Source organism: Streptomyces sp. NPDC002671 (assembly GCF_053592475.1).
Genome location: NZ_JBSFVU010000008.1, coordinates 244,355 through 262,152, shown reverse-complemented (window position 1 = coordinate 262,152; position 17,798 = coordinate 244,355). Strand labels below are relative to the sequence as shown.

At 71.3% G+C, this 17,798-nt stretch carries 19 protein-coding genes; 11 read left to right on the top strand and 8 right to left on the bottom strand.

Translation table 11 applies throughout. The annotated features are described in order from the left end of the window. The first annotated feature begins 28 nt into the window (after positions 1 to 28). From ACWD35_RS15105 to ACWD35_RS15090, 4 genes are all read left to right on the top strand, one after another. Positions 29 to 1,201 carry an ArsA family ATPase gene (locus ACWD35_RS15105; RefSeq protein WP_451351650.1) on the top strand — a complete coding sequence of 391 codons (1,173 nt, stop codon included), beginning with the start codon at positions 29 to 31 and terminating at the stop codon, positions 1,199 to 1,201. Between the two features lie 57 nt (positions 1,202 to 1,258). Continuing rightward, positions 1,259 to 1,744: a DUF5304 domain-containing protein gene (locus tag ACWD35_RS15100; protein ID WP_451351649.1), complete on the top strand. Its 486-nt coding sequence runs from the start codon at positions 1,259 to 1,261 to the stop codon at positions 1,742 to 1,744. 66 nt (positions 1,745 to 1,810) lie between these two features. After that, positions 1,811 to 2,764 carry an ROK family glucokinase gene (locus ACWD35_RS15095; protein WP_451351648.1) on the top strand — a complete coding sequence of 318 codons (954 nt, stop codon included), beginning with the start codon at positions 1,811 to 1,813 and terminating at the stop codon, positions 2,762 to 2,764. 57 nt (positions 2,765 to 2,821) lie between these two features. After that, positions 2,822 to 3,577: an endonuclease/exonuclease/phosphatase family protein gene (locus tag ACWD35_RS15090; protein WP_451351647.1), complete on the top strand. Its 756-nt coding sequence runs from the start codon at positions 2,822 to 2,824 to the stop codon at positions 3,575 to 3,577. A 7-nt stretch (positions 3,578 to 3,584) separates the two neighbouring features. Here the strand turns inward: ACWD35_RS15090 and ACWD35_RS15085 are convergent, their stop codons facing one another. Both ACWD35_RS15085 and ACWD35_RS15080 read right to left on the bottom strand, forming a co-directional pair. Beyond that, positions 3,585 to 4,133: a hypothetical protein gene (locus ACWD35_RS15085; RefSeq protein WP_451351646.1), complete on the bottom strand. Its 549-nt coding sequence runs from the start codon at positions 4,131 to 4,133 to the stop codon at positions 3,585 to 3,587. Continuing rightward, positions 4,126 to 4,911 (bottom strand): alpha/beta hydrolase, encoded by a 786-nt coding sequence (locus ACWD35_RS15080; protein WP_451351645.1) that lies wholly within the window; start codon positions 4,909 to 4,911, stop codon positions 4,126 to 4,128. The genes ACWD35_RS15085 and ACWD35_RS15080 overlap by 8 nt, the downstream gene beginning before the upstream one ends. A gap of 117 nt (positions 4,912 to 5,028) precedes the next feature. Here ACWD35_RS15080 and ACWD35_RS15075 point away from each other — a divergent pair, with 117 nt between their 5' ends. The 4 genes from ACWD35_RS15075 (at position 5,029) to ACWD35_RS15060 (ending at position 8,903) form a co-directional block, all read left to right on the top strand. Next, positions 5,029 to 5,760: a lysophospholipid acyltransferase family protein gene (locus ACWD35_RS15075; protein WP_451351742.1), complete on the top strand. Its 732-nt coding sequence runs from the start codon at positions 5,029 to 5,031 to the stop codon at positions 5,758 to 5,760. Positions 5,761 to 5,817: 57 nt separating this feature from the next. Further along, positions 5,818 to 7,050, top strand: a complete 1,233-nt coding sequence (macS, locus tag ACWD35_RS15070; protein WP_451351644.1) for a MacS family sensor histidine kinase — start codon at positions 5,818 to 5,820, stop codon at positions 7,048 to 7,050. Beyond that, positions 7,047 to 7,724 (top strand): response regulator, encoded by a 678-nt coding sequence (locus ACWD35_RS15065; protein ID WP_451351643.1) that lies wholly within the window; start codon positions 7,047 to 7,049, stop codon positions 7,722 to 7,724. The genes macS and ACWD35_RS15065 overlap by 4 nt, the downstream gene beginning before the upstream one ends. 150 nt (positions 7,725 to 7,874) lie before the next feature. Continuing rightward, positions 7,875 to 8,903, top strand: coding sequence for a 6-phosphofructokinase (locus tag ACWD35_RS15060; protein ID WP_451351642.1), 1,029 nt, complete (start codon positions 7,875 to 7,877; stop codon positions 8,901 to 8,903). Positions 8,904 to 8,919: 16 nt separating this feature from the next. Here ACWD35_RS15060 and ACWD35_RS15055 read toward each other — a convergent pair whose 3' ends face one another. Beyond that, positions 8,920 to 10,830: an anthranilate synthase family protein gene (locus ACWD35_RS15055; protein WP_451351641.1), complete on the bottom strand. Its 1,911-nt coding sequence runs from the start codon at positions 10,828 to 10,830 to the stop codon at positions 8,920 to 8,922. A gap of 93 nt (positions 10,831 to 10,923) precedes the next feature. Beyond that, positions 10,924 to 10,980 (bottom strand): trp operon leader peptide, encoded by a 57-nt coding sequence (locus tag ACWD35_RS15050; protein WP_451351741.1) that lies wholly within the window; start codon positions 10,978 to 10,980, stop codon positions 10,924 to 10,926. 103 nt (positions 10,981 to 11,083) lie between these two features. Here ACWD35_RS15050 and ACWD35_RS15045 point away from each other — a divergent pair, with 103 nt between their 5' ends. Both ACWD35_RS15045 and ACWD35_RS15040 read left to right on the top strand, forming a co-directional pair. Next, on the top strand, positions 11,084 to 12,436 hold the full coding sequence (locus ACWD35_RS15045) for a class II 3-deoxy-7-phosphoheptulonate synthase (protein ID WP_451351640.1): 1,353 nt from the start codon (positions 11,084 to 11,086) through the stop codon (positions 12,434 to 12,436). Positions 12,437 to 12,571: 135 nt separating this feature from the next. Next, a complete protein-coding gene (locus ACWD35_RS15040; protein WP_451351639.1) occupies positions 12,572 to 12,823 on the top strand; it encodes a (2Fe-2S)-binding protein in 252 nt (83 codons plus the stop codon). Between the two features lie 12 nt (positions 12,824 to 12,835). Here the strand turns inward: ACWD35_RS15040 and bfr are convergent, their stop codons facing one another. Further along, positions 12,836 to 13,315: a bacterioferritin gene (gene bfr, locus ACWD35_RS15035; RefSeq protein ID WP_451351638.1), complete on the bottom strand. Its 480-nt coding sequence runs from the start codon at positions 13,313 to 13,315 to the stop codon at positions 12,836 to 12,838. A 174-nt stretch (positions 13,316 to 13,489) separates the two neighbouring features. Here bfr and ACWD35_RS15030 point away from each other — a divergent pair, with 174 nt between their 5' ends. Then, positions 13,490 to 14,122 carry a sulfite oxidase-like oxidoreductase gene (locus ACWD35_RS15030; protein WP_451351637.1) on the top strand — a complete coding sequence of 211 codons (633 nt, stop codon included), beginning with the start codon at positions 13,490 to 13,492 and terminating at the stop codon, positions 14,120 to 14,122. An 18-nt stretch (positions 14,123 to 14,140) separates the two neighbouring features. On the opposite strand, the gene ACWD35_RS15025 is transcribed toward ACWD35_RS15030, so the two are convergent. The 3 genes from ACWD35_RS15025 to pknB form a co-directional block, all read right to left on the bottom strand. Beyond that, positions 14,141 to 14,680, bottom strand: coding sequence for a DUF4396 domain-containing protein (locus ACWD35_RS15025; protein WP_451351636.1), 540 nt, complete (start codon positions 14,678 to 14,680; stop codon positions 14,141 to 14,143). A 75-nt stretch (positions 14,681 to 14,755) separates the two neighbouring features. Continuing rightward, positions 14,756 to 15,667 (bottom strand): deoxyribonuclease IV, encoded by a 912-nt coding sequence (locus ACWD35_RS15020; protein ID WP_451351635.1) that lies wholly within the window; start codon positions 15,665 to 15,667, stop codon positions 14,756 to 14,758. A 34-nt stretch (positions 15,668 to 15,701) separates the two neighbouring features. Continuing rightward, positions 15,702 to 17,666, bottom strand: coding sequence for a Stk1 family PASTA domain-containing Ser/Thr kinase (gene pknB, locus ACWD35_RS15015; protein ID WP_451351634.1), 1,965 nt, complete (start codon positions 17,664 to 17,666; stop codon positions 15,702 to 15,704). Between the last annotated feature and the right edge of the window lie 132 nt (positions 17,667 to 17,798).

The following is a 17,798-nucleotide window of genomic DNA, read 5'->3' as shown; positions in this document are numbered from 1 at the left end:
CCGCTGCCCTCCGTTACCGTTCAGCCTCATGCGCACCATCCTGATCACGGGCCCGGGCGGCAGCGGCCGTACGACCGTCGCCGCCGCCACCGCGCTGCGCGCCGCCCGCGAGGGCGTCCGCACCCTCGTCCTCACCGCGGACCGCACCGACACCCTCGGCGCGGCCCTGGGAGCCGAGACAGGAGCGAGTCCCGCCGAGGTCACCGAGCACCTCACCACCTGGCGGCCCGACGCGGCCGGCCGCTTCCGCGAGGACCTCACCGCCTTCCAGGCCCGCGCCCGGAACGTCCTCGACCTGCTCGGCGCGGCCCGGCTGGACGCCGAGGAGGTCACCCCGCTGCCCGGCGCCGAGGAGCTGTCCTTCCTGCGCGCGCTGCGTGACGCCGCCCTCTCCGAGCGCTACGACCTCCTCGTCGTCGACCTCCCGCCCTTGTCGCAGGCCCTCGCCCTGCTCGCCCTCCCCGAGGAACTGCGCCGCTATCTGCGCCGCCTGCTCCCGCCCGAGCGGCAGGCGGCCCGCGCCCTGCGCCCCGTCCTCGGCCGGCTGGCCGGCGTCCCCATGCCCGCCGACTGGCTGTACGAGACGGCGGCCCGCTGGGACGTCGAACTCGCCGCCGTCGAGGCCGTCCTCACCGACCGGAACACCGCCGTACGGCTCGTCGCCGAACCCGGCCCGGCCGGCGCCGACGCCGTCCGCACCGCCACCCTCGGCCTCGCCCTGCGCGCCCTGCCCGTCGAGGCCCTGCTCGCCAACCGCGTCCTGCCCGAGACCGCGCCGGACACCTGGTTCGCGGGGCTCCTAGCCCAGCAATGCAAGGCCGTCGCCGACTGGGAGCAGTCGTACGACGTCCACACCGTCCCCCACCTGGGCCGCGACCCGCAGGGCACGGACGACCTCGGCGCGCTCGCCGTGCCCGGCGTCAACTCCGTGCCCGACCCGGTCGAGTGGCCCGTCATGGACCGCATCGCCGAGGACGGCGTGCTGGTCTGGAACGTCCCGCTGCCCGGCGCGATACGCGAGCAGCTCGACCTGATCCGGCGCGGCGACGAACTCGTGATCACGGCGGGCCCCTTCCGCCGGATCGTTTCGCTGCCGTCGGCGCTGCGCCGCTGCACGGTCGCCGGAGCCGCGCTGCGCGAGGGCGTGCTGCGCATCCGGTTCGCCCCCGATCCCGGCCTGTGGCCCGCGCCCGGACGGTGAACCGCGTACGCCCGTTCGGGTAACGTCGAAGGTGCGAACCGTAGTCAGGAGTCCGCCATGAGCGAAGAGCGTCCCGCACCCGACCCCCTTGAGGAGCAGCCGCGGGCGACCGACGCCGACGCCTGGGCCAAGGCCTGCGCCGAGGACCTCGCCGCCGAGAAGGCCCGCCGCCGCGCCGAGAACGGCCCGCCCCTCGGCTCCGCCGCCGAGGAGCTGAAGAAGCTCGTGGACACGGTCGCCGACAAGCTGTCCGGCCTCCGGTCCCCGCTCCTCGGAGCCCTCGCCGGACCCGTCGCCCACCAGGTGGTACGGCAGGTCGTCCAGCAGGCCAAGGCCACCGTGGAGCCCGTGATAGAGCGCAACCCGGACGTCTTCGACCACCTGGCCGCGGCCGGCACCGAGCTGCTCGCCGCCTACCGCTCCGCCGTCCATACCCACGAGACCCGCTGGACCACCGGTGCGGCCGACCTCAAGGGCGACCGGAGCGAGCGCCGCGACCCCGGCGAGGACACCGGTCCGGGGCAACGCATCGACTTGGACTGAAGCCCTTCCCCGGCAGGGCCTCGGGTACGGTTGGCCGTAGCGGGGCTCGACCGAACTGAGGGATTCATGGGACTCACCATCGGCGTCGACATCGGCGGCACCAAGATCGCGGCCGGCGTGGTCGACGAGGAAGGCAACATCCTCTCGACGCACAAGGTGCCGACCCCGGGCACGCCCGAGGCGATCGTGGACGCCATCGCCTCCGCCGTCGAGGGCGCGCGCGCCGGCCACGAGATCGTCGGCGTGGGCATCGGTGCGGCCGGTTACGTCAACCGGCAGCGCTCCACCGTCTACTTCGCGCCCAACATCCTCTGGCGTCAGGAGCCGCTCAAGGAGAAGGTCGAGGCCCGCGTGGGCCTCCCGGTCGTGGTCGAGAACGACGCCAACGCCGCTGCATGGGGCGAGTACAAGTTCGGTGCCGGCAAGGGCCACCGCAACGTCATCTGCATCACCCTCGGCACCGGCCTCGGCGGCGGCATCATCATCGGCAACAAGCTGCGCCGCGGCCACTTCGGCGTGGCCGCCGAGTTCGGCCACATCCGCATGGTCCCGGACGGCCTGCTGTGCGGCTGCGGCTCGCAGGGCTGCTGGGAGCAGTACGCCTCCGGCCGCGCCCTGGTCCGCTACGCCAAGCAGCGCGCCAACGCCACCCCCGACCTGGCCGAGACCCTGCTCGCCCTCGGCGACGGCACCCCCGACGGCATCGAGGGCAAGCACATCTCCATCGCCGCCCGCCAGGGCGACCCGGTCGCCGTGGACTCGTACCGCGAGCTGGCCCGCTGGGTCGGCGCGGGCCTGGCCGACCTGGCCTCCCTCTTCGACCCGTCCGCGTTCATCGTCGGCGGCGGCCTCTCCGACGAGGGCGAACTGGTCCTCGACCCGATCCGCAAGTCCTACAAGCGCTGGCTGGTCGGCGGCAACTGGCGTCCGGTCGCCGACGTGATCGCGGCCGAGCTGGGCAACAAGGCCGGCCTCGTCGGAGCGGCCGACCTGGCCCGGGAGCCCGACCCGATCATGTAGTGAGCCCGATCCGACAGTGCCCGCCGCGTCCGGTCCCGGAACGGCGGGCACCGTCGTATGTTGACCGTCATGCTGCTGCCCAACTCCCGTACGGAATCGGACGGTTCCGCTGTCATCCGGGTCCTGAGCTACAACATCCGCTCGATGCGCGACGACACGGACGACCTGGCCAGAGTCATCACCGCCTGCGCCCCCGACCTGGTCCTCGTCCAGGAAGCCCCCCGCTTCTTCCGCTGGCGCAAGAAACTGGGGCGGCTGGCAGCGGCCTCGGGCCTGGTCATCCTCACCGGGGGCGCCACAGCCGCGGGACCGGCGGTCCTGTGCAGCCTCCGCGTCACCGTCGAGCGCACGGAAGACGTCCTCCTCCCGCTCACCCCCGGACTCCACCGGCGCGGTTTCGCCACGGCGGTGATCCGGATCGGCGGCGCCCGCCTCGGCGTCCTCAGCTGTCACCTCAGCCTCCAGAAGGACGAGCGGTACGCGCAGGGCGGCATGCTCCTCGACCGGCTCGCCGGAATGGGCGTCGAGCACGCCGTCGCGGGCGGCGACCTCAACGAGCGCCCCGAGGGCCCCACCTTCCGCCGCCTCTCCGCCGGCCTCCAGGACTGCCGGGCCACGGCTCCCTGGGGCGGCGAGGCAACCTGGACGCATACCGAGCCCCACGGCCGTATCGACGCGATCTTCGCCACCAAGGACATCGAGGTCCTGGGTTGCGGGGTGCCGATCGGCCACCCCGGCATCACGGAGACGGATCTGAGGGCGGCCACGGACCACCTCCCGGTCCTGGCCGCCCTCAGAATCTCACCGGGATAGGCGTCGCTCAGACAACCGCGCCCCGCCCCGGATCGTCGTGCCCGTCCTCGTCCGTCCGCATCCGCGCCACCAGCGTCACGAAGCCGCCGAGGAAGCCGCCGATGCCGAGGGTCGCCAGCCACCAGGTCATCTCCCAGCCGAACAGCACGGCCAGCAGGAGCAGGATCGGCCCGCCGACGACGCCCAGCCAGGCGAACCTGGCGGTGGTGTCGGTGGCCGGCAGCGGCGGCGGCTCGGGCGGTACGAAGTGCCCCTCGTCGTCCTCGTCGAAGTCGTCGTCGGACGGCTCGGGTGCCGTGTAGTCGCGCGGGCCGACGCCGGGCGCGAACGAGACCGAGCTGCCCAGCGGCCGGGCGGGCTGCTCCTCCGCGGAGTCGTCCGTGACCATCTCCGGCAGCGCGAGATCCTCCACCGGCTTGAACGGCCGGGCGCCCGGCGGATCCGGCGGCTCCTCGCCGTACCCGGCCACGATGGCCCGCCACGCGGCGTCCTCGTCGAAGGGCACCCCCTGCTCGTCCGGCTCGCGGTCCTCGCGATCGGACTCGTGCTCAGCCAACTGCCGCCGTCCCTTCCTTGCCCTTGCCGACACTGGGTGCGAGCCGGCCGACGAAGGCAAGGCTCTCCTCGAAGATCCGGTCCGCGTCATAGTCCAACGTCGCCACGTGGTAGCTCTGTTCCAGCACTATCTCGGTCACGTCCGTGGACGACACCCGGCTCAGCACGCGCATCGGGTCGGACGGCGGCACGACGTGGTCCTGGGCGCTGCGCAGCACCAGCAGCGGCTGGGTCACCTGGGGCAGCTCGCCGTCCAGGCGGCGCAGGAACACCCGCAGGGAGTGCGCCGCGTGCAGCGGCACCCGGTCGTAGCCCAGCTCCGCCGCGCCGCCCTTGGCGATGTCGCTGGCGATGCCCTTCGTCGTCCGCACGAGATGCCGGGCCACCGGAAGGGCGTACGCCGACAGGCCGTGCACCTTGTTCGCCGGGTTGACGACCACCGCGCCGGCGACCCGCTCGCCGTGCCGGGCGGCCAGCCTGAGGGCGAGGGCCCCGCCCATCGACAGGCCCGCCACGAAGACCCGGGAGCAGCGCTCGGTGAGCAGGCGCAGCTCGCGGTCCACCTCCGCGTACCAGTCCTGCCAGCCGGTGAGCTGCATGTCCTCCCAGCGGGTGCCGTGTCCGGGCAGCAGGGGCAGCGACACGGTCAGGCCGCGGGCCGCGTGGTGCTCCGCCCAGGGGCGCAGCGACTGGGGTGAGCCGGTGAAGCCGTGACAGAGGAGGATCCCCACCTCCCCGCCCTCGTGGCGGTACGGCTCGGCTCCGGGGAGAAGTGGCATGTGCTTCACCGTACGCGACCGCACTGACACCGACCAGGGTCGTCGGCGTCATTGACAGTGCTCCGGGTTAAGGTCTGATCGACGGAAACAGGAGGCACACGGGTGTTGTACGGAACGATGAAGGTCGCCATCGGAGGGCCGCTGAAGGTCGCCTTCAGGCCCTGGGTGGAGGGACTGGAGAACATTCCGGCCGAGGGCCCCGCCATTCTGGCGAGCAATCACCTGTCCTTCTCGGACTCCTTCTTCCTGCCGGCGGTCCTCGACCGCAAGGTCACCTTCATCGCGAAGGCCGAGTACTTCACCACCCCCGGCGTCAAGGGCCGGCTGACCGCCGCCTTCTTCAAGGGCGTCGGACAGCTCCCGGTGGACCGCTCCGGGGCGCGCGGCGCCGGCGAGGCGGCGATCAAGAGCGGCATAGAGGTGCTGGAACGCGGCGAGCTGTTCGGGATCTATCCCGAGGGCACCCGCTCGCCCGACGGCCGCCTGTACCGGGGCAAGCCCGGCGGCCTCGCGCGCGTGGCGCTCGCCACCGGCGCTCCGGTCATCCCCGTGGCGATGATCGACACCGAGAAGATCCAGCCGCCCGGCAAGGTCGTGCCGAAGCTGATGCGGCCGGGCATCCGGATCGGCAAGCCGCTGGACTTCAGCCGGTACCAGGGCATGGAGCACGACCGGTTCGTGCTGCGCGCGGTGACCGACGAGGTCATGTACGAGATCATGAAGCTTTCCGGCCAGGAGTACGTCGACATGTACGCGACCGCCGCCAAGCGTCAGATAGCCGATGCGGCGAAGGCGGCCAAGGACGCGGAGAAGGCCGCCAAGGAGGCGGAGAAGAAGGCCGAGGCCTAGCCGGGGGAGCCCGGGAGGCCGAGGCGTCGGGGGAGTCCGGGGGATCGGGGGGTTGCGGTGGCCAAGCGCGAGCGCGTCATGAGGATGTCCGTCGAGCAGCCGATGTGGCGTGCTCTCGCCGGATACCGCGTCCTGACGATGCTGTATGCGATCGCGTTGTTCGCGTACCGGTACGGCAAGTTCGCGCACCCCTGGGTCGCCGTCGGCTACTACGCGGTCCTCTTCGTGTGGACCCTGGCCACGCTGCCCAAGGTCGCGAGCGCCGCGCACTGCACCCGGCGCTTCCTCGCCGCCGACCTGACCATCGCGCTCACCGGCGTCCTTCTCACGCCGGTCGCCGCCTCCCACGCGCGCATCGTCGCGGGCACTCCGACGCTGCCGTCGATATGGACGGCCGGCGTGGTCCTGGGCTTCGCGCTCAAGGGCGGCTGGCGCTGGGCGGCGCTGGCCTCGACGCCGGTCGCCATCGCCAACGTCGTCCAGCGGGGCGCCCCGAGCCGGGCGACGATACACGCCGTCCTGCTGGTCTGGATCGCCTCCATCGCCATCGGCTACGTCGTGGAGGTCGCCCGCGCCTCCGAGCGCACCCTCGCCCGCGCCCTGGAGATCGAGGCCGCGACCCGGGAGCGGGAGCGGCTGGCCCGGGACATCCACGACAGCGTGCTCCAGGTGCTGGCCATGGTGAAACGGCGCGGCACGGCCCTCGGCGGGGAGGCGGCCGAGCTGGGGCGGCTGGCCGGGGAGCAGGAGGTGGCGCTGCGCACCCTGGTCACCGGCGGTCTGCTGCCGGTCTCCCGGGTGTCGGAGGACGCCTCCGCCGGAGCGGTCGTCCGCGCGGTCGAGGAGCCCGACGACGATCCGGCCGACGGCCCGCTCGACCTGCGCTCCCTGCTCGCCCCCTACGCGGGCGCCCGGGTCAGCCTGGCCGAGCCCGGCGCTCCGGTGCCGCTGCCGCGCCCCGCGGCCCGGGAGCTGGCCGCGGCGGTCGGCGCCGCCCTGGACAATGTGCGCAGGCACGCCGGGGAGGACGCCCAGGCCTGGATCCTGCTGGAGGACGAGCCCGACGACGTCATCGTGACCGTCCGGGACGACGGCCCCGGCATCCCCGAGGGCCGGCTCGCCCAGGCCGAGGGCGAGGGCCGGCTCGGGGTGGCCCAGTCGATCCGGGGGCGGCTGCGCGACCTGGGCGGCAGCGCCGAGCTGATCTCGGTCCCCGGGCAGGGCACGGAAGTCGAACTGAAGGTACCGAAGGGCGCCGTACGGGCGCGGGGGAAGGCGGAGAAGCGATGAGCGAGCAGCAGGGCCCGATCAAGGTCATGGTGGTGGACGACCACCCCATGTGGCGCGACGCGGTCGCCCGGGACCTGAGCGAGTCCGGCTTCGAGGTGGTCGCCACCGCCGGCGACGGCGAACAGGCGGTGCGCCGGGCCAAGGCCGCAGGGCCCGACGTCCTCGTGCTGGACCTCAACCTGCCCGCCAAGCCCGGCGTCCAGGTGTGCAAGGAACTGGTCGGCCACAACCCCGCCCTGCGCGTCCTCGTGCTGTCCGCGAGCGGCGAGCACGCCGACGTCCTGGAGGCGGTGAAGTCCGGCGCGACCGGCTACCTGCTGAAGTCGGCCTCGACGGAGGAACTGCTGGACGCGGTGCGCCGTACCGCCGTCGGCGACCCGGTGTTCACCCCGGGCCTGGCCGGTCTGGTCCTCGGCGAGTACCGGCGCCTGGCCTCCGAACCCGCGTCCGCTCCGGACACCGACGAGCCCGGCGCACCCCGGCTGACGGACCGGGAGACGGAGGTACTGCGCCTCGTCGCCAAGGGCCTGAGCTACAAGCAGATCGCCGAACGCCTCGTCATCTCCCACCGCACGGTGCAGAACCACGTCCAGAACACCCTCGGCAAGCTCCAGCTGCACAACAGGGTGGAGCTGGTGCGGTACGCGATCGAGCGCGGGCTCGACGACGCGTAGGACGAGTAGGACGAGAGTAGGACGAGAGTAGGACGAGTAAACCAACCACCTCACAATTCACCGGAATTGCCCTGCCCGCCTCTCACCATGTGACGCGGATCACCATTACCGTGACCCTCCGTCAGGCAAGTGTGGCGAAGGGACATTTCCATGCGGGTCGGAGTACTGACCGGAGGCGGCGACTGCCCCGGGCTCAACGCCGTCATCCGGGGCGTCGTCCGCAAGGGCGTGCAGGAGTACGGATACGACTTCGTCGGCTTCCGGGACGGCTGGCGCGGCCCCCTCGAAGGCGACACCATGCGCCTCGACATCCCCGCGGTGCGCGGCATCCTGCCCCGCGGCGGCACCATCCTCGGCTCCTCGCGGACCAACCCCCTCAAGCAGGAGAACGGCATCCGCCGTATCAAGGAGAACCTGGCCAAGCTGGAGATCGAGGCCCTCGTCGCGATCGGCGGCGAGGACACCCTCGGGGTGGCCGCGCGGCTGTCCGGCGAGTACGGCGTGCCCTGCGTCGGCGTGCCGAAGACCATCGACAACGACCTGTCCGCCACCGACTACACCTTCGGCTTCGACACCGCCGTCAACATCGCCACCGAGGCCATCGACCGCCTGCACACCACCGCCGAGTCCCATATGCGGGTCCTGGTCGTGGAGGTGATGGGCCGGCACGCCGGCTGGATCGCCATCCACTCGGGCCTGGCCGGCGGCGCGAACGTGATCCTCATCCCCGAGCACCGCTTCGACGTCGGCCAGGTGTGCGCCTGGGTGACCTCCCGCTTCAAGGCGTCGTACGCGCCGATCGTCGTCGTCGCCGAGGGTGCCATGCCGAAGGACGGCGACGTGGTCCTCAAGGACGGGTCGCTGGACTCCTTCGGGCACGTCCGGCTGTCCGGGGTCGGCGAGTGGCTGGCCAAGGAGATCGAGAAGCGCACGGGCAAGGAGGCCCGGACGACGGTTCTCGGCCATGTCCAGCGCGGCGGCACCCCCAGCGCCTTCGACCGCTGGCTCGCCACCCGCTTCGGTCTGCACGCCATCGACTGCGTCCGCGAGGGCGACTTCGGGAAGATGGTCGCCCTGCGCGGCACCGACATCGTCCGCGTCCCCCTCGCCGAGGCCACCGCCAAGCTCAAGACGGTGGACCCGAAGCTGTACGAGGAGGTCGGGGTGTTCTTCGGCTGACGGCGGCCCGGGACGGCTACACGGTCGTACGGCGCAGCTGACCGACCAGTTCCCGTACGACCGCGGCCCCGTTCAGCGCCAGGACCGACTCCGGGTGGAACTGCACCCCGGCGAAGCCCGGACCCCGTACCGCATGCACCTCCCCGTTCTCCGCCCGGCTCACCTCCACCCCGTGCGCGGCCAGCTCCCGTGCCGCCTCCTCGTCGCAGTGCGCCACGAAGCTGTTGTAGAAGCCGACGGTCTCCGCCCTCCCGAACAGGTCGATCGTGGTCTGCGCCCCCTGGTGGGGGATCTCCTTCCGGACGATCTCCAGCCCCAGCTCCGCCGCGATCAGCTCGTGCCCCAGGCAGACCCCGAGGACACCGTGCCGGTGCACCCCGATCACTTCGGCGGCCAGGGCACGCAGGAAGCGCATCTTGGGGTCGTCCAGGTCGCCGGGGTCACCCGGGCCGGGCCCGAGGACGACCGGTCCCTCGTGCGCGAGCACGGCCTCCCGCAGCCCGGGCTCGTCGTACCGCCGGACGGTGACGTCCAGCCCGCTCGACCGCAGCACATGCGCGAGCATCGCCGTGAAGGTGTCCTCCCCGTCGACCACCAGAGCATGTCCCTCCAGCGCCGCCGACCGCTCCTGCATCCGCAGCCAGAACGGCGCCAGCGACGAGCGGCGCCCGTCCAGCGCGGCCCGCACCCGCGGGTCGTCGGCGAGGCGGGGCCGCCGGCGCTCCGCGCGCGGCCGGGACGGCCGTACCCCGAGGGCCGCCAGCACGCCCGCCGCCTTCGCGTGGGTCTCCGCCACCTCGCCCGCCGGGTCCGAGCCGCGCACCAGCGTCGCCCCGACCGGGACGCGCAGCCGGCCGTCGGCGGAGATGTCGGCGGTGCGGATCAGGATGGGGGAGTCCAGCGTCTGCGCGCCCCCGGAGTCACTGCCGAGCAGCGCCAGCGCCCCCGCGTAGTACCCGCGTCCACCGACCTCGTGCCGCTCGATCACCCGGCACGCGTTCTGCACCGGCGACCCGGTGACCGTCGCCGCGAACATAGTCTCCTTCAGCACCTCCCGCACATCCAGGGAGGACCTGCCGCGCAGCTCGTACTCGGTGTGCGCGAGGTGCGCCATCTCCTTCAGCCGGGGCCCTACGACGACCCCGCCCATGTCGCCGACGGTGCACATCATCTTCAGCTCCTCGTCGACGACCATCGACAGCTCCTCGATCTCCTTGCCGTCGGCGAGGAAACCGAGCAGATGCTCCGGCGTCGGCCCCTCGGCGGGATACCGGTACGTCCCGCTGATGGGGTTCATGACGACGGTCCCGCCGGACATGCGGACGTGCACCTCGGGGCTGGCGCCGACCAGCGTGTGCCCGCCCGTCACCCACCCCCGCCCTTCTGAGGAAGGCCCTTCGGGCCCTTTCTGTTCTCCGGTGTGGACGACGAAGGTCCAGTACGCGCCCCGCTCGCCCTCCAGCAGCCGCCGGAACAGCGCGAGGGCGTCGGCCCTCGAGAACCCCTCGATCTTCCCTTCATACGTCCGCCGGATCACGAAGTTCGCGCCCTCGCCCCGGCCGATCTCCTCGCCGAGCACCCGGCCGACGATCTCGGCGTACTCCTCGTCGCCGACGTCGAAGCCGCCGCCCTCGACCCGCACCGCGTGCCCGGGGAGCGCCTCGACGGCCTCGGCGAGCGGGAACTCGTACGACTCCTCAGGCGTCAGCACCAGCAGCGGGGTGCCGTCGTCGCGGACGTCGAAGCCGCGCTCGCGGATCTGCCGGAAGGGGACGAGGGCGAGGCACTCGTCGGGCAGGTCGGCCAGCCGGTCGCGGCTGCTCACCGGGCCGAGCAGCAGCTCCACCACGTCCTCGTCCCGGCCGGGTGTGCGGCGGCGGAGCAGGGCGAAGGGGCGGTCGTCGTGCGCGAGCTGGGACAGGTCCATGGTTCCTCTTCCGTCGATGTCGGTGAGGAACGACCCCGGAAACGCCGAAGGCCGCCCCTCGGGCGGCCTTCGCGAAGTCTGTGTGCGCGCGAATCAGTGGGCCGCCGGAGTAGCGGTCCACCACCAGTTCTGGACAGTAAGCGCGAACATGCCGCGAACCCTACCGCACCCAGGACGTCCAGAAAACGACCATCTCGTCTCACCCATCGAGCCGCACAAAACTCATGCGGCTCGACCCCGTAGTGTTTAGGACGTGACCGTGAACGCTAAGACCAGCCCCAGCGCTGGCAACACCTGGCGAGACCTGCCCGCGGCGCAGCAGCCCGAGTACCCCGACCCCGAGGCTCTGCGCGCAGTGATCGCGGACCTCGAGTCGTATCCGCCGCTCGTCTTCGCGGGCGAGTGTGACCAGCTGCGCGCCCGGATGGCGGCCGTCGCCAAGGGAGAGGCGTTCCTTCTCCAGGGCGGCGACTGCGCCGAGGCCTTCGACGCGGTGTCCGCCGACCACATCCGCAACAAGCTCAAGACGCTGCTCCAGATGGGCGCCGTCCTGACCTACGCGGCCTCCGTGCCCGTCGTGAAGGTGGGCCGGATCGCCGGCCAGTACTCCAAGCCCCGCTCCAAGGGCACCGAGACCCGCGACGGCGTCACGCTGCCCACCTACCGCGGCGACTCGGTCAACGGCTTCGACTTCAACGAGGCCGCCCGCGTCCCGGACCCCGAGCGCCTGAAGCGGATGTACAACGCGTCCGCCTCGACGCTGAACCTGGTGCGTGCCTTCACCACCGGCGGTTACGCCGACCTGCGCCAGGTACACGCCTGGAACCAGGACTTCGTGAAGTCCTCCCCGTCCGGGCAGCGCTACGAGCAGCTGGCGCGGGAGATCGACAACGCGCTGAACTTCATGCGGGCCTGCGGCACGGACCCGGAAGAGTTCAAGACGGTCGAGTTCTTCTCCTCGCACGAGGCGCTGCTGCTGGACTACGAGTCGGCGCTGACCCGCGTGGACTCGCGCACCGGCCGGCTGTACGACGTCTCGGCGCACATGGTGTGGATCGGTGAGCGCACCCGGCAGATGGACGGCGCGCACATCGAGTTCGCCTCGAAGATCAGGAACCCGATCGGCATCAAGCTCGGCCCGACCACGACGGCCGAGGAGGCGCTGCAGTACATCGACCGCCTCGACCCCGAGCGGGAGCCGGGCCGGCTGACCTTCATCGTCCGCATGGGCGCCGACAAGATCCGCGACAAGCTCCCCGAGCTGGTGGAGAAGGTCACGGCGTCCGGCGCGACGGTGGCCTGGGTGACCGACCCGATGCACGGCAACACCTTCGAGGCGGCCTCCGGCCACAAGACGCGCCGCTTCGACGACGTGCTGGACGAGGTCAAGGGCTTCTTCGAGGTCCACAAGGGTCTCGGCACCCACCCGGGCGGCATCCACGTGGAGCTGACCGGCGACGACGTCACCGAGTGCGTGGGCGGCGGCGACGAGATCTTCGTCGACGACCTGCACCAGCGCTACGAGACGGCCTGCGACCCCCGCCTGAACCGCAGCCAGTCGCTGGATCTGGCGTTCCTGGTCGCGGAGATGTACCGGGACCAGTAATTGCTCATTGCGTGGGGCGCGGATCACATGGGATCCGCGCCCCTTTGCACTTTTGCGACTTCTTCGCGACGGGTAAGGTTAGGTTAGCCTCACCGATCAAGGGGACGGCACCACATAGAGCGATCCCGTCGGGAGGTGAACCGCGTGTACGTCTGCAGCTGCTTCGGCATCACCGAGGCGCAGGTCAAGCAGCACGCGGAGGACGGTGCCTGCACCCCCCGCCAGATAGCGTCCGCCTGCAAGGCGGGCACGGACTGCGGTTCGTGCGTACGCCGGATCCAGGCCCTCCTGGGCCGTGGCGCGTGCCCGCGCCGTGAGCTGGCCGACCAGGGCAAGCCGGTGCTGGCGGAGCTGTCCGCCCCCGCCGCTCTGGACGAGGCCGCCTAGCTCTGCCGCTCCCTAGCTCTCCGGCTGCTCGACCAGCTGCGCGATGTAGAGCGCCTCGCCGAGCTTCTCCACCAGGTCCAGCTGGGTGTCGAGGTAGTCGATGTGGTGCTCCTCGTCGGCGAGGATGTCCTCGAAGATGTTCGCGGACGTGATGTCGCCCTTCTCGCGCATCACCTTGATGCCCCGCTTGAGCCGGTCGATCGCCTCCACCTCGATCTGCCGGTCGGCCTCGAACATCTCCTTCACGGTCTGCCCGACCCGCACATGGAACAGCCGCTGGTAGTTGGGCAGCCCCTCCAGGAACAGGATGCGGTCGGTGAGCACCTCCGCGTGCTTCATCTCGTCGAAGGACTCGTGCCGCGTGTACTTCGCGAGCTTGGGCCAGCCGAAGTTCTCCTGCATCTTCGAGTGCAGGAAGTACTGGTTGATCGCGGTCAGCTCGCCGGTGAGCTGCTCGTTGAGGAACTCGATGACCTCAGGGTCGCCCTGCATCGCAGCGGCTCCTTCCACACGTGGGGACGGGGGAGTATGCGGCGGCATGATTGCACCGGAGGTCAAGATCGTCCAGTAAGTGTGCACTTAGTAAGTACGTGCCGACTTGGCTGCATTGTCCGATTGGTGGACGGGTGGTCAAGGGCACTGCCCGAGGTCTGTCAGGATGGAGACATGGGTCATCCGGTGGAGCGCGAGTCTGGAGCAACGGCAGGGTCCGAGCTTCCGCCGGGGCAGCGGTACCAGCGCGGCTGGCCGGTCACGCACTACGGGCCCGTGCCGAAGTTCCGGCCCGAGCGCTGGGATTTCCGGGTCTTCGGCGCCACCGCCGACGGTGACAAGCACACGTGGAACCACGAGGAGTTCACCGCCCTGCCGTACACCACCGTCGTCGCCGATCTGCACTGCGTGACGAAGTTCAGCATGGTCGGCGCGGAGTGGGGCGGCGTCCCGGCCCGGACGATCCTGGAGCTGGCGCCGCCGGCGCCCGAGGTCACCCATGTGATGGTGTGGGCCGAGTACGGATTCAGCTCGAATCTGCGCCTGTCGGACTTCTCCTCCGAGCGCGCGATCTTCGCCACCCACAAGGACGGCGAACTCCTCACCGCCGAGCACGGCTTCCCGGTGCGCCTGATCGTGCCCCACCTGTACGCCTGGAAGGGCCCCAAGTGGGTGCGGGGCGTCGAGTACATGAGCGCCGACCGCCGCGGCTTCTGGGAGGAGCGCGGCTACCACAACATCGGCGACCCCTGGAAGGAGCAGCGCTACTCCTACCAGGAAGAGCCCGGGGAAGGCCCCGAGCTCTGACGTCTCCTGGCGTGGCGGTCAGTGGTGGTACTGGTGCACCACCGCGTGGCCCTTGCCGCGCGCGATCGTCCACTTGTTGACCGGGGTGGTCACCATGAAGGCGAGCACGAGCGAGACCGCCATCGAGATCCAGAACAGCGCGTCGCTCAGCATCGCGTTCATCGCGGACGGCCAGACCATGATCACGCCGTTGTCGATCAGCTCCATCACGGCGATGGAGAGGGTGTCCGCGGCCAGCGCCACCCGGAACGCCGTACGGAAGTCGACGCCGGCCTTCAGTACACCGCGCAGGGTGAGCGAGTAGCCGAAGAAGAAGGCCAGGCTGATCGCCAGCACGGTCGACGCCAGGTTGCCCCAGCCGAGTGCCGTGGCGATGACCATGCCGAGCACCTCGCCGATGGCGCAGCCGGTGAGGCAGTGCAGGGTGGCCTGCGCGGCCATCGACCAGCTGACCGAGCCGGTGTGGCCGGCGTGGCCGTGGTGCGCGTGGTGCTCTGCGTGACCGTGGTGCTCCGTGTGCTCCGTGTGCTCCGCGTGGCTGTGGCCGGTGTGTTCCATGGAATCCCCCTGTACCGAGTAACGGCTCCTTCGACTCACCGGAACCGTATACCCCCCAGGGGTATTCCGCCAGGGTTAGAGATCACGCAGTTTCTTCAGCCGCTCCACGTCCGCCGCATGCCCCTCCTTGCCGCCGGGCGTCTCGATGATCAACGGCACGCCCGCGGTCGCCGGATGGGTCATGAGCATGCGGAAAGGGTCCTCGCCGATGTGACCGGCGCCGATGTTCTCGTGCCGGTCCTTGTGCGCGCCCACCACGTCCTTGGAGTCGTTGGCGTGGATCAGCTTCAGCCGTCCCTCGCCGACCGTGTCCACCAGCAGATCCAGGGTCTGGTGCATACCGCTCGGCCCGGTCAGGTCGTGCCCGGCGGCGAAGATGTGGCAGGTGTCCAGGCACACGCCCAGCTTCGAGTGGGCGTCCAGCGCCTCGAAGTACGGCCCGAAGTCCCAGGTGCGCGAGCAGAGGGAGAAGCCCTGGCCGGCGGTCGACTCCAGCAGCAGGAACGGGTCGTCGTCATGGGTCAGCTCGTCCAGCAGCGGCAGCAGCCGCTCGCGCACCTGCCGCAGCGCCACCTCCCGTGTCCGCCCGCCGGTCGCGCTGCCGGTGTGCACGACCACGCCGTGCGCGCCGATCTCCCGCCCGCGCCGCAGCGAGTGCCGGAGCGACTCCACGGACCGCTCCACCGTCGCCTCGGTGTGCGAGCCGAAGTTGATCAGGTAGGGCGCGTGCACATACGCCGGGATCGACTCCTCGGCGCACGCCTGACGGAACGCCTCGTCCTGCCGCGGATTCCCGGCCGGGGTCGCCCAGCCGCGCGGATTGGCGACGAAGACCTGCACGGTCTCGGCCTTCAGCTCACGGGCGTACGACAGCCCGACGGAGTGCAGGCCGCCGGCCACCGGGACATGCCCGCCGACGGGATTGCGAAGGAGAGAGGGGGAGGCGGACTGGACGCGCTGGGGCAGGGACGACTGCTTCTGACTCACCCGTTCAGGGTGACACGCCGGGGAAGTCGCCAGGTCAGCGGATGGTGATCGTGATGGTCGACCCCTTGGGCGCCTGCTCGCCGCCGTCCACCGACTGCTTCTTCACGGTGTCGCCGAACAGCCCGAGAAACCCGCGGTCCTCCTCGACCTTGAAGCCCGCGGCCTCCAGCGTCTTGTGCGCGTCGTCGACACTCGACCCGACCACGTCCGGCACCTCGACCATCTCGGGGCCCTTGGAGATCGTCAGCGTCACCGTGTCGCCCTCGGCGGCCTGGCTGCCGTCGCCCGGGGACTGCCGGGCCACCTTGCCCTTGTCGTACTCGGAGTTGACCTGCTCGACGGCGATCTTCACCTTCAGCCCCGCCTCGGTCAGCGTCTGCCGGGCGCTGTCCAGGTCGTTGCCGGTGACGTCCGGCACGTCGATCGGGCTGCCCTTGCTGACCACGAGCGCGATCGCCGAGCCCGCGTGCCGCTTGGTGCCGGCCTGCGGGGTCGTACCGATCACGGACCCCGCGTCGACGTCGTCGCTGAACTCCCGGGTGACCATGCCCGGCTCCAGCCCGTCCGCCTTCAGCCGGGCGCGCGCCTTGTCCAGCGGCTGCCCCGCGAGGTTCGGCACGTTCACCGTCTCCGGGCCGAGCGAGACGACCAGCGTCACCGAGTCGTTGTCCCGGATCCGGGCGCCGGGCGCCGGGTCGGTGCTGATCACCTGGCCGCGCCGGACCGTGTCGTCGTACTTCTTCTCGACCTTCCCGACGTCGAGCCCGGCCTGCTTCAGCCGGTCCTTGGCCTGCGCCTCGGTCTTCGACAGCAGCGGCGGCACCTTCGTGAACTGGCCGGAGTTGATGTACCAGACCCCGGCACCGACGCCGAACACCACCAGTACGGCGGCGATCACCGTCAGCAGCAGCCGCGGGGACCTGCGCCGGGGCGATGGGGGTCCCCCCGCGCGAGCGAAGCCGAGCGTGGGGGAGGGCGGGGCCTGGAGCCGGCTGGTGTGGTGCACGACCGCCTGGGCGGGGTTCTCGTCCTCGTCCTCGTTGACCGGCAGCGGGCGGGGCACGGTCAGCGAACGCGGGATCACGCTCGTGCGGTCCTCGGCTATGCCGCGCTCGGCGGACAGCGCCTGCGGCGGCAGCGCGTCCAGCTGCGCGTCGGTGAGCCCCGCGCGGGCCTCGCGGGCCTGCGCGAGCAGCGCCACCGCGTCGGCCGGCCGGACGTCCGGGGTGCGCGCGGTCGCCGCGGCGACCAGCTCGTCCAGCTGGTACGGCAGCCCCGGCACGAGCGCCGAGGGCGGGGGCACGTCCTCGTTGATGTGCCGGTAGAGCACCTGCGCGGGGGAGTCGCCGGGGTGCGGCTTCTCGCTGGTCAGCATCTCGTAGAGGACGACACCGCACGCGTACACGTCGACGCGGGGGTCGGCGGTGCCCTGCTCGATCTGCTCGGGCGCGAGGTAGGCGACGGTGCCGAGGACGGTGCCGGTCGTGCTGGTCACGGTGTCCACGGACCGCACCAGGCCGAAGTCGGCGACCTTGACCCGCCCGTCGTCCCCTATCAGCACGTTCTCGGGCTTCATGTCCCGGTGCACGAACCCGGCCCGGTGCGCGCCACCGAGCGCGGCGAGCACCGGTTCGAGGATGTCCAGCGCGGCCCGGGGCTGGAGCGCCCCGCGCTCGCGCAGCACGTCCCGCAGGGTGCACCCGGCGATGTACTCCATCGCCAGGTAGACGTACGACCCGTCGGTGCCCTGGTCGAAGACCTGCACCACGTTGGGGTGGGCGAGCCGTGCGACCGACTTCGCCTCCCGTATGAACCGCTCGACGAAGCCCGCGTCGGCCGCGAGCGTCGGGTGCATCACCTTCAGCGCGAGGACGCGGTCGAGGCGGGTGTCCAGGGCCCGGTAGACCGTGGCCATCCCGCCGACCGCGATCCGCGCGTCGACGCGATATCGGCCGTCGAGCACCTGCCCGACGAGGGGGTCCTGAAGGGTCGTATCCACGCAGGCGAGTCTACGAGGACGCACCGACACCGCCGCGGGTCCATGCCCCCCAGGCCCAGTACTGAAGCCGACCTGTGACGCTTCCTCCACGACTCGTGAACGGGTGGTGCGCGGGTGGGAGAAGAAGGCAGA

What these genes read in the sequence shown, in the direction of transcription:
- ACWD35_RS15105 (WP_451351650.1), top strand. Translation starts at nt 29, where the DNA reads ATGCGCACCATCCTGATCACGGGCCCGGGCGGCAGCGGCCGTACGACC.
- ACWD35_RS15100 (WP_451351649.1), top strand. Translation starts at nt 1,259, where the DNA reads ATGAGCGAAGAGCGTCCCGCACCCGACCCCCTTGAGGAGCAGCCGCGG.
- ACWD35_RS15095 (WP_451351648.1), top strand. Translation starts at nt 1,811, where the DNA reads ATGGGACTCACCATCGGCGTCGACATCGGCGGCACCAAGATCGCGGCC.
- ACWD35_RS15090 (WP_451351647.1), top strand. Translation starts at nt 2,822, where the DNA reads ATGTTGACCGTCATGCTGCTGCCCAACTCCCGTACGGAATCGGACGGT.
- ACWD35_RS15080 (WP_451351645.1), bottom strand. Translation starts at nt 4,911, where the DNA reads ATGCCACTTCTCCCCGGAGCCGAGCCGTACCGCCACGAGGGCGGGGAG.
- ACWD35_RS15075 (WP_451351742.1), top strand. Translation starts at nt 5,029, where the DNA reads ATGAAGGTCGCCATCGGAGGGCCGCTGAAGGTCGCCTTCAGGCCCTGG.
- ACWD35_RS15065 (WP_451351643.1), top strand. Translation starts at nt 7,047, where the DNA reads ATGAGCGAGCAGCAGGGCCCGATCAAGGTCATGGTGGTGGACGACCAC.
- ACWD35_RS15060 (WP_451351642.1), top strand. Translation starts at nt 7,875, where the DNA reads ATGCGGGTCGGAGTACTGACCGGAGGCGGCGACTGCCCCGGGCTCAAC.
- ACWD35_RS15055 (WP_451351641.1), bottom strand. Translation starts at nt 10,830, where the DNA reads ATGGACCTGTCCCAGCTCGCGCACGACGACCGCCCCTTCGCCCTGCTC.
- bfr (WP_451351638.1), bottom strand. Translation starts at nt 13,315, where the DNA reads ATGCAGGGCGACCCTGAGGTCATCGAGTTCCTCAACGAGCAGCTCACC.
- ACWD35_RS15030 (WP_451351637.1), top strand. Translation starts at nt 13,490, where the DNA reads ATGGGTCATCCGGTGGAGCGCGAGTCTGGAGCAACGGCAGGGTCCGAG.
- ACWD35_RS15025 (WP_451351636.1), bottom strand. Translation starts at nt 14,680, where the DNA reads ATGGAACACACCGGCCACAGCCACGCGGAGCACACGGAGCACACGGAG.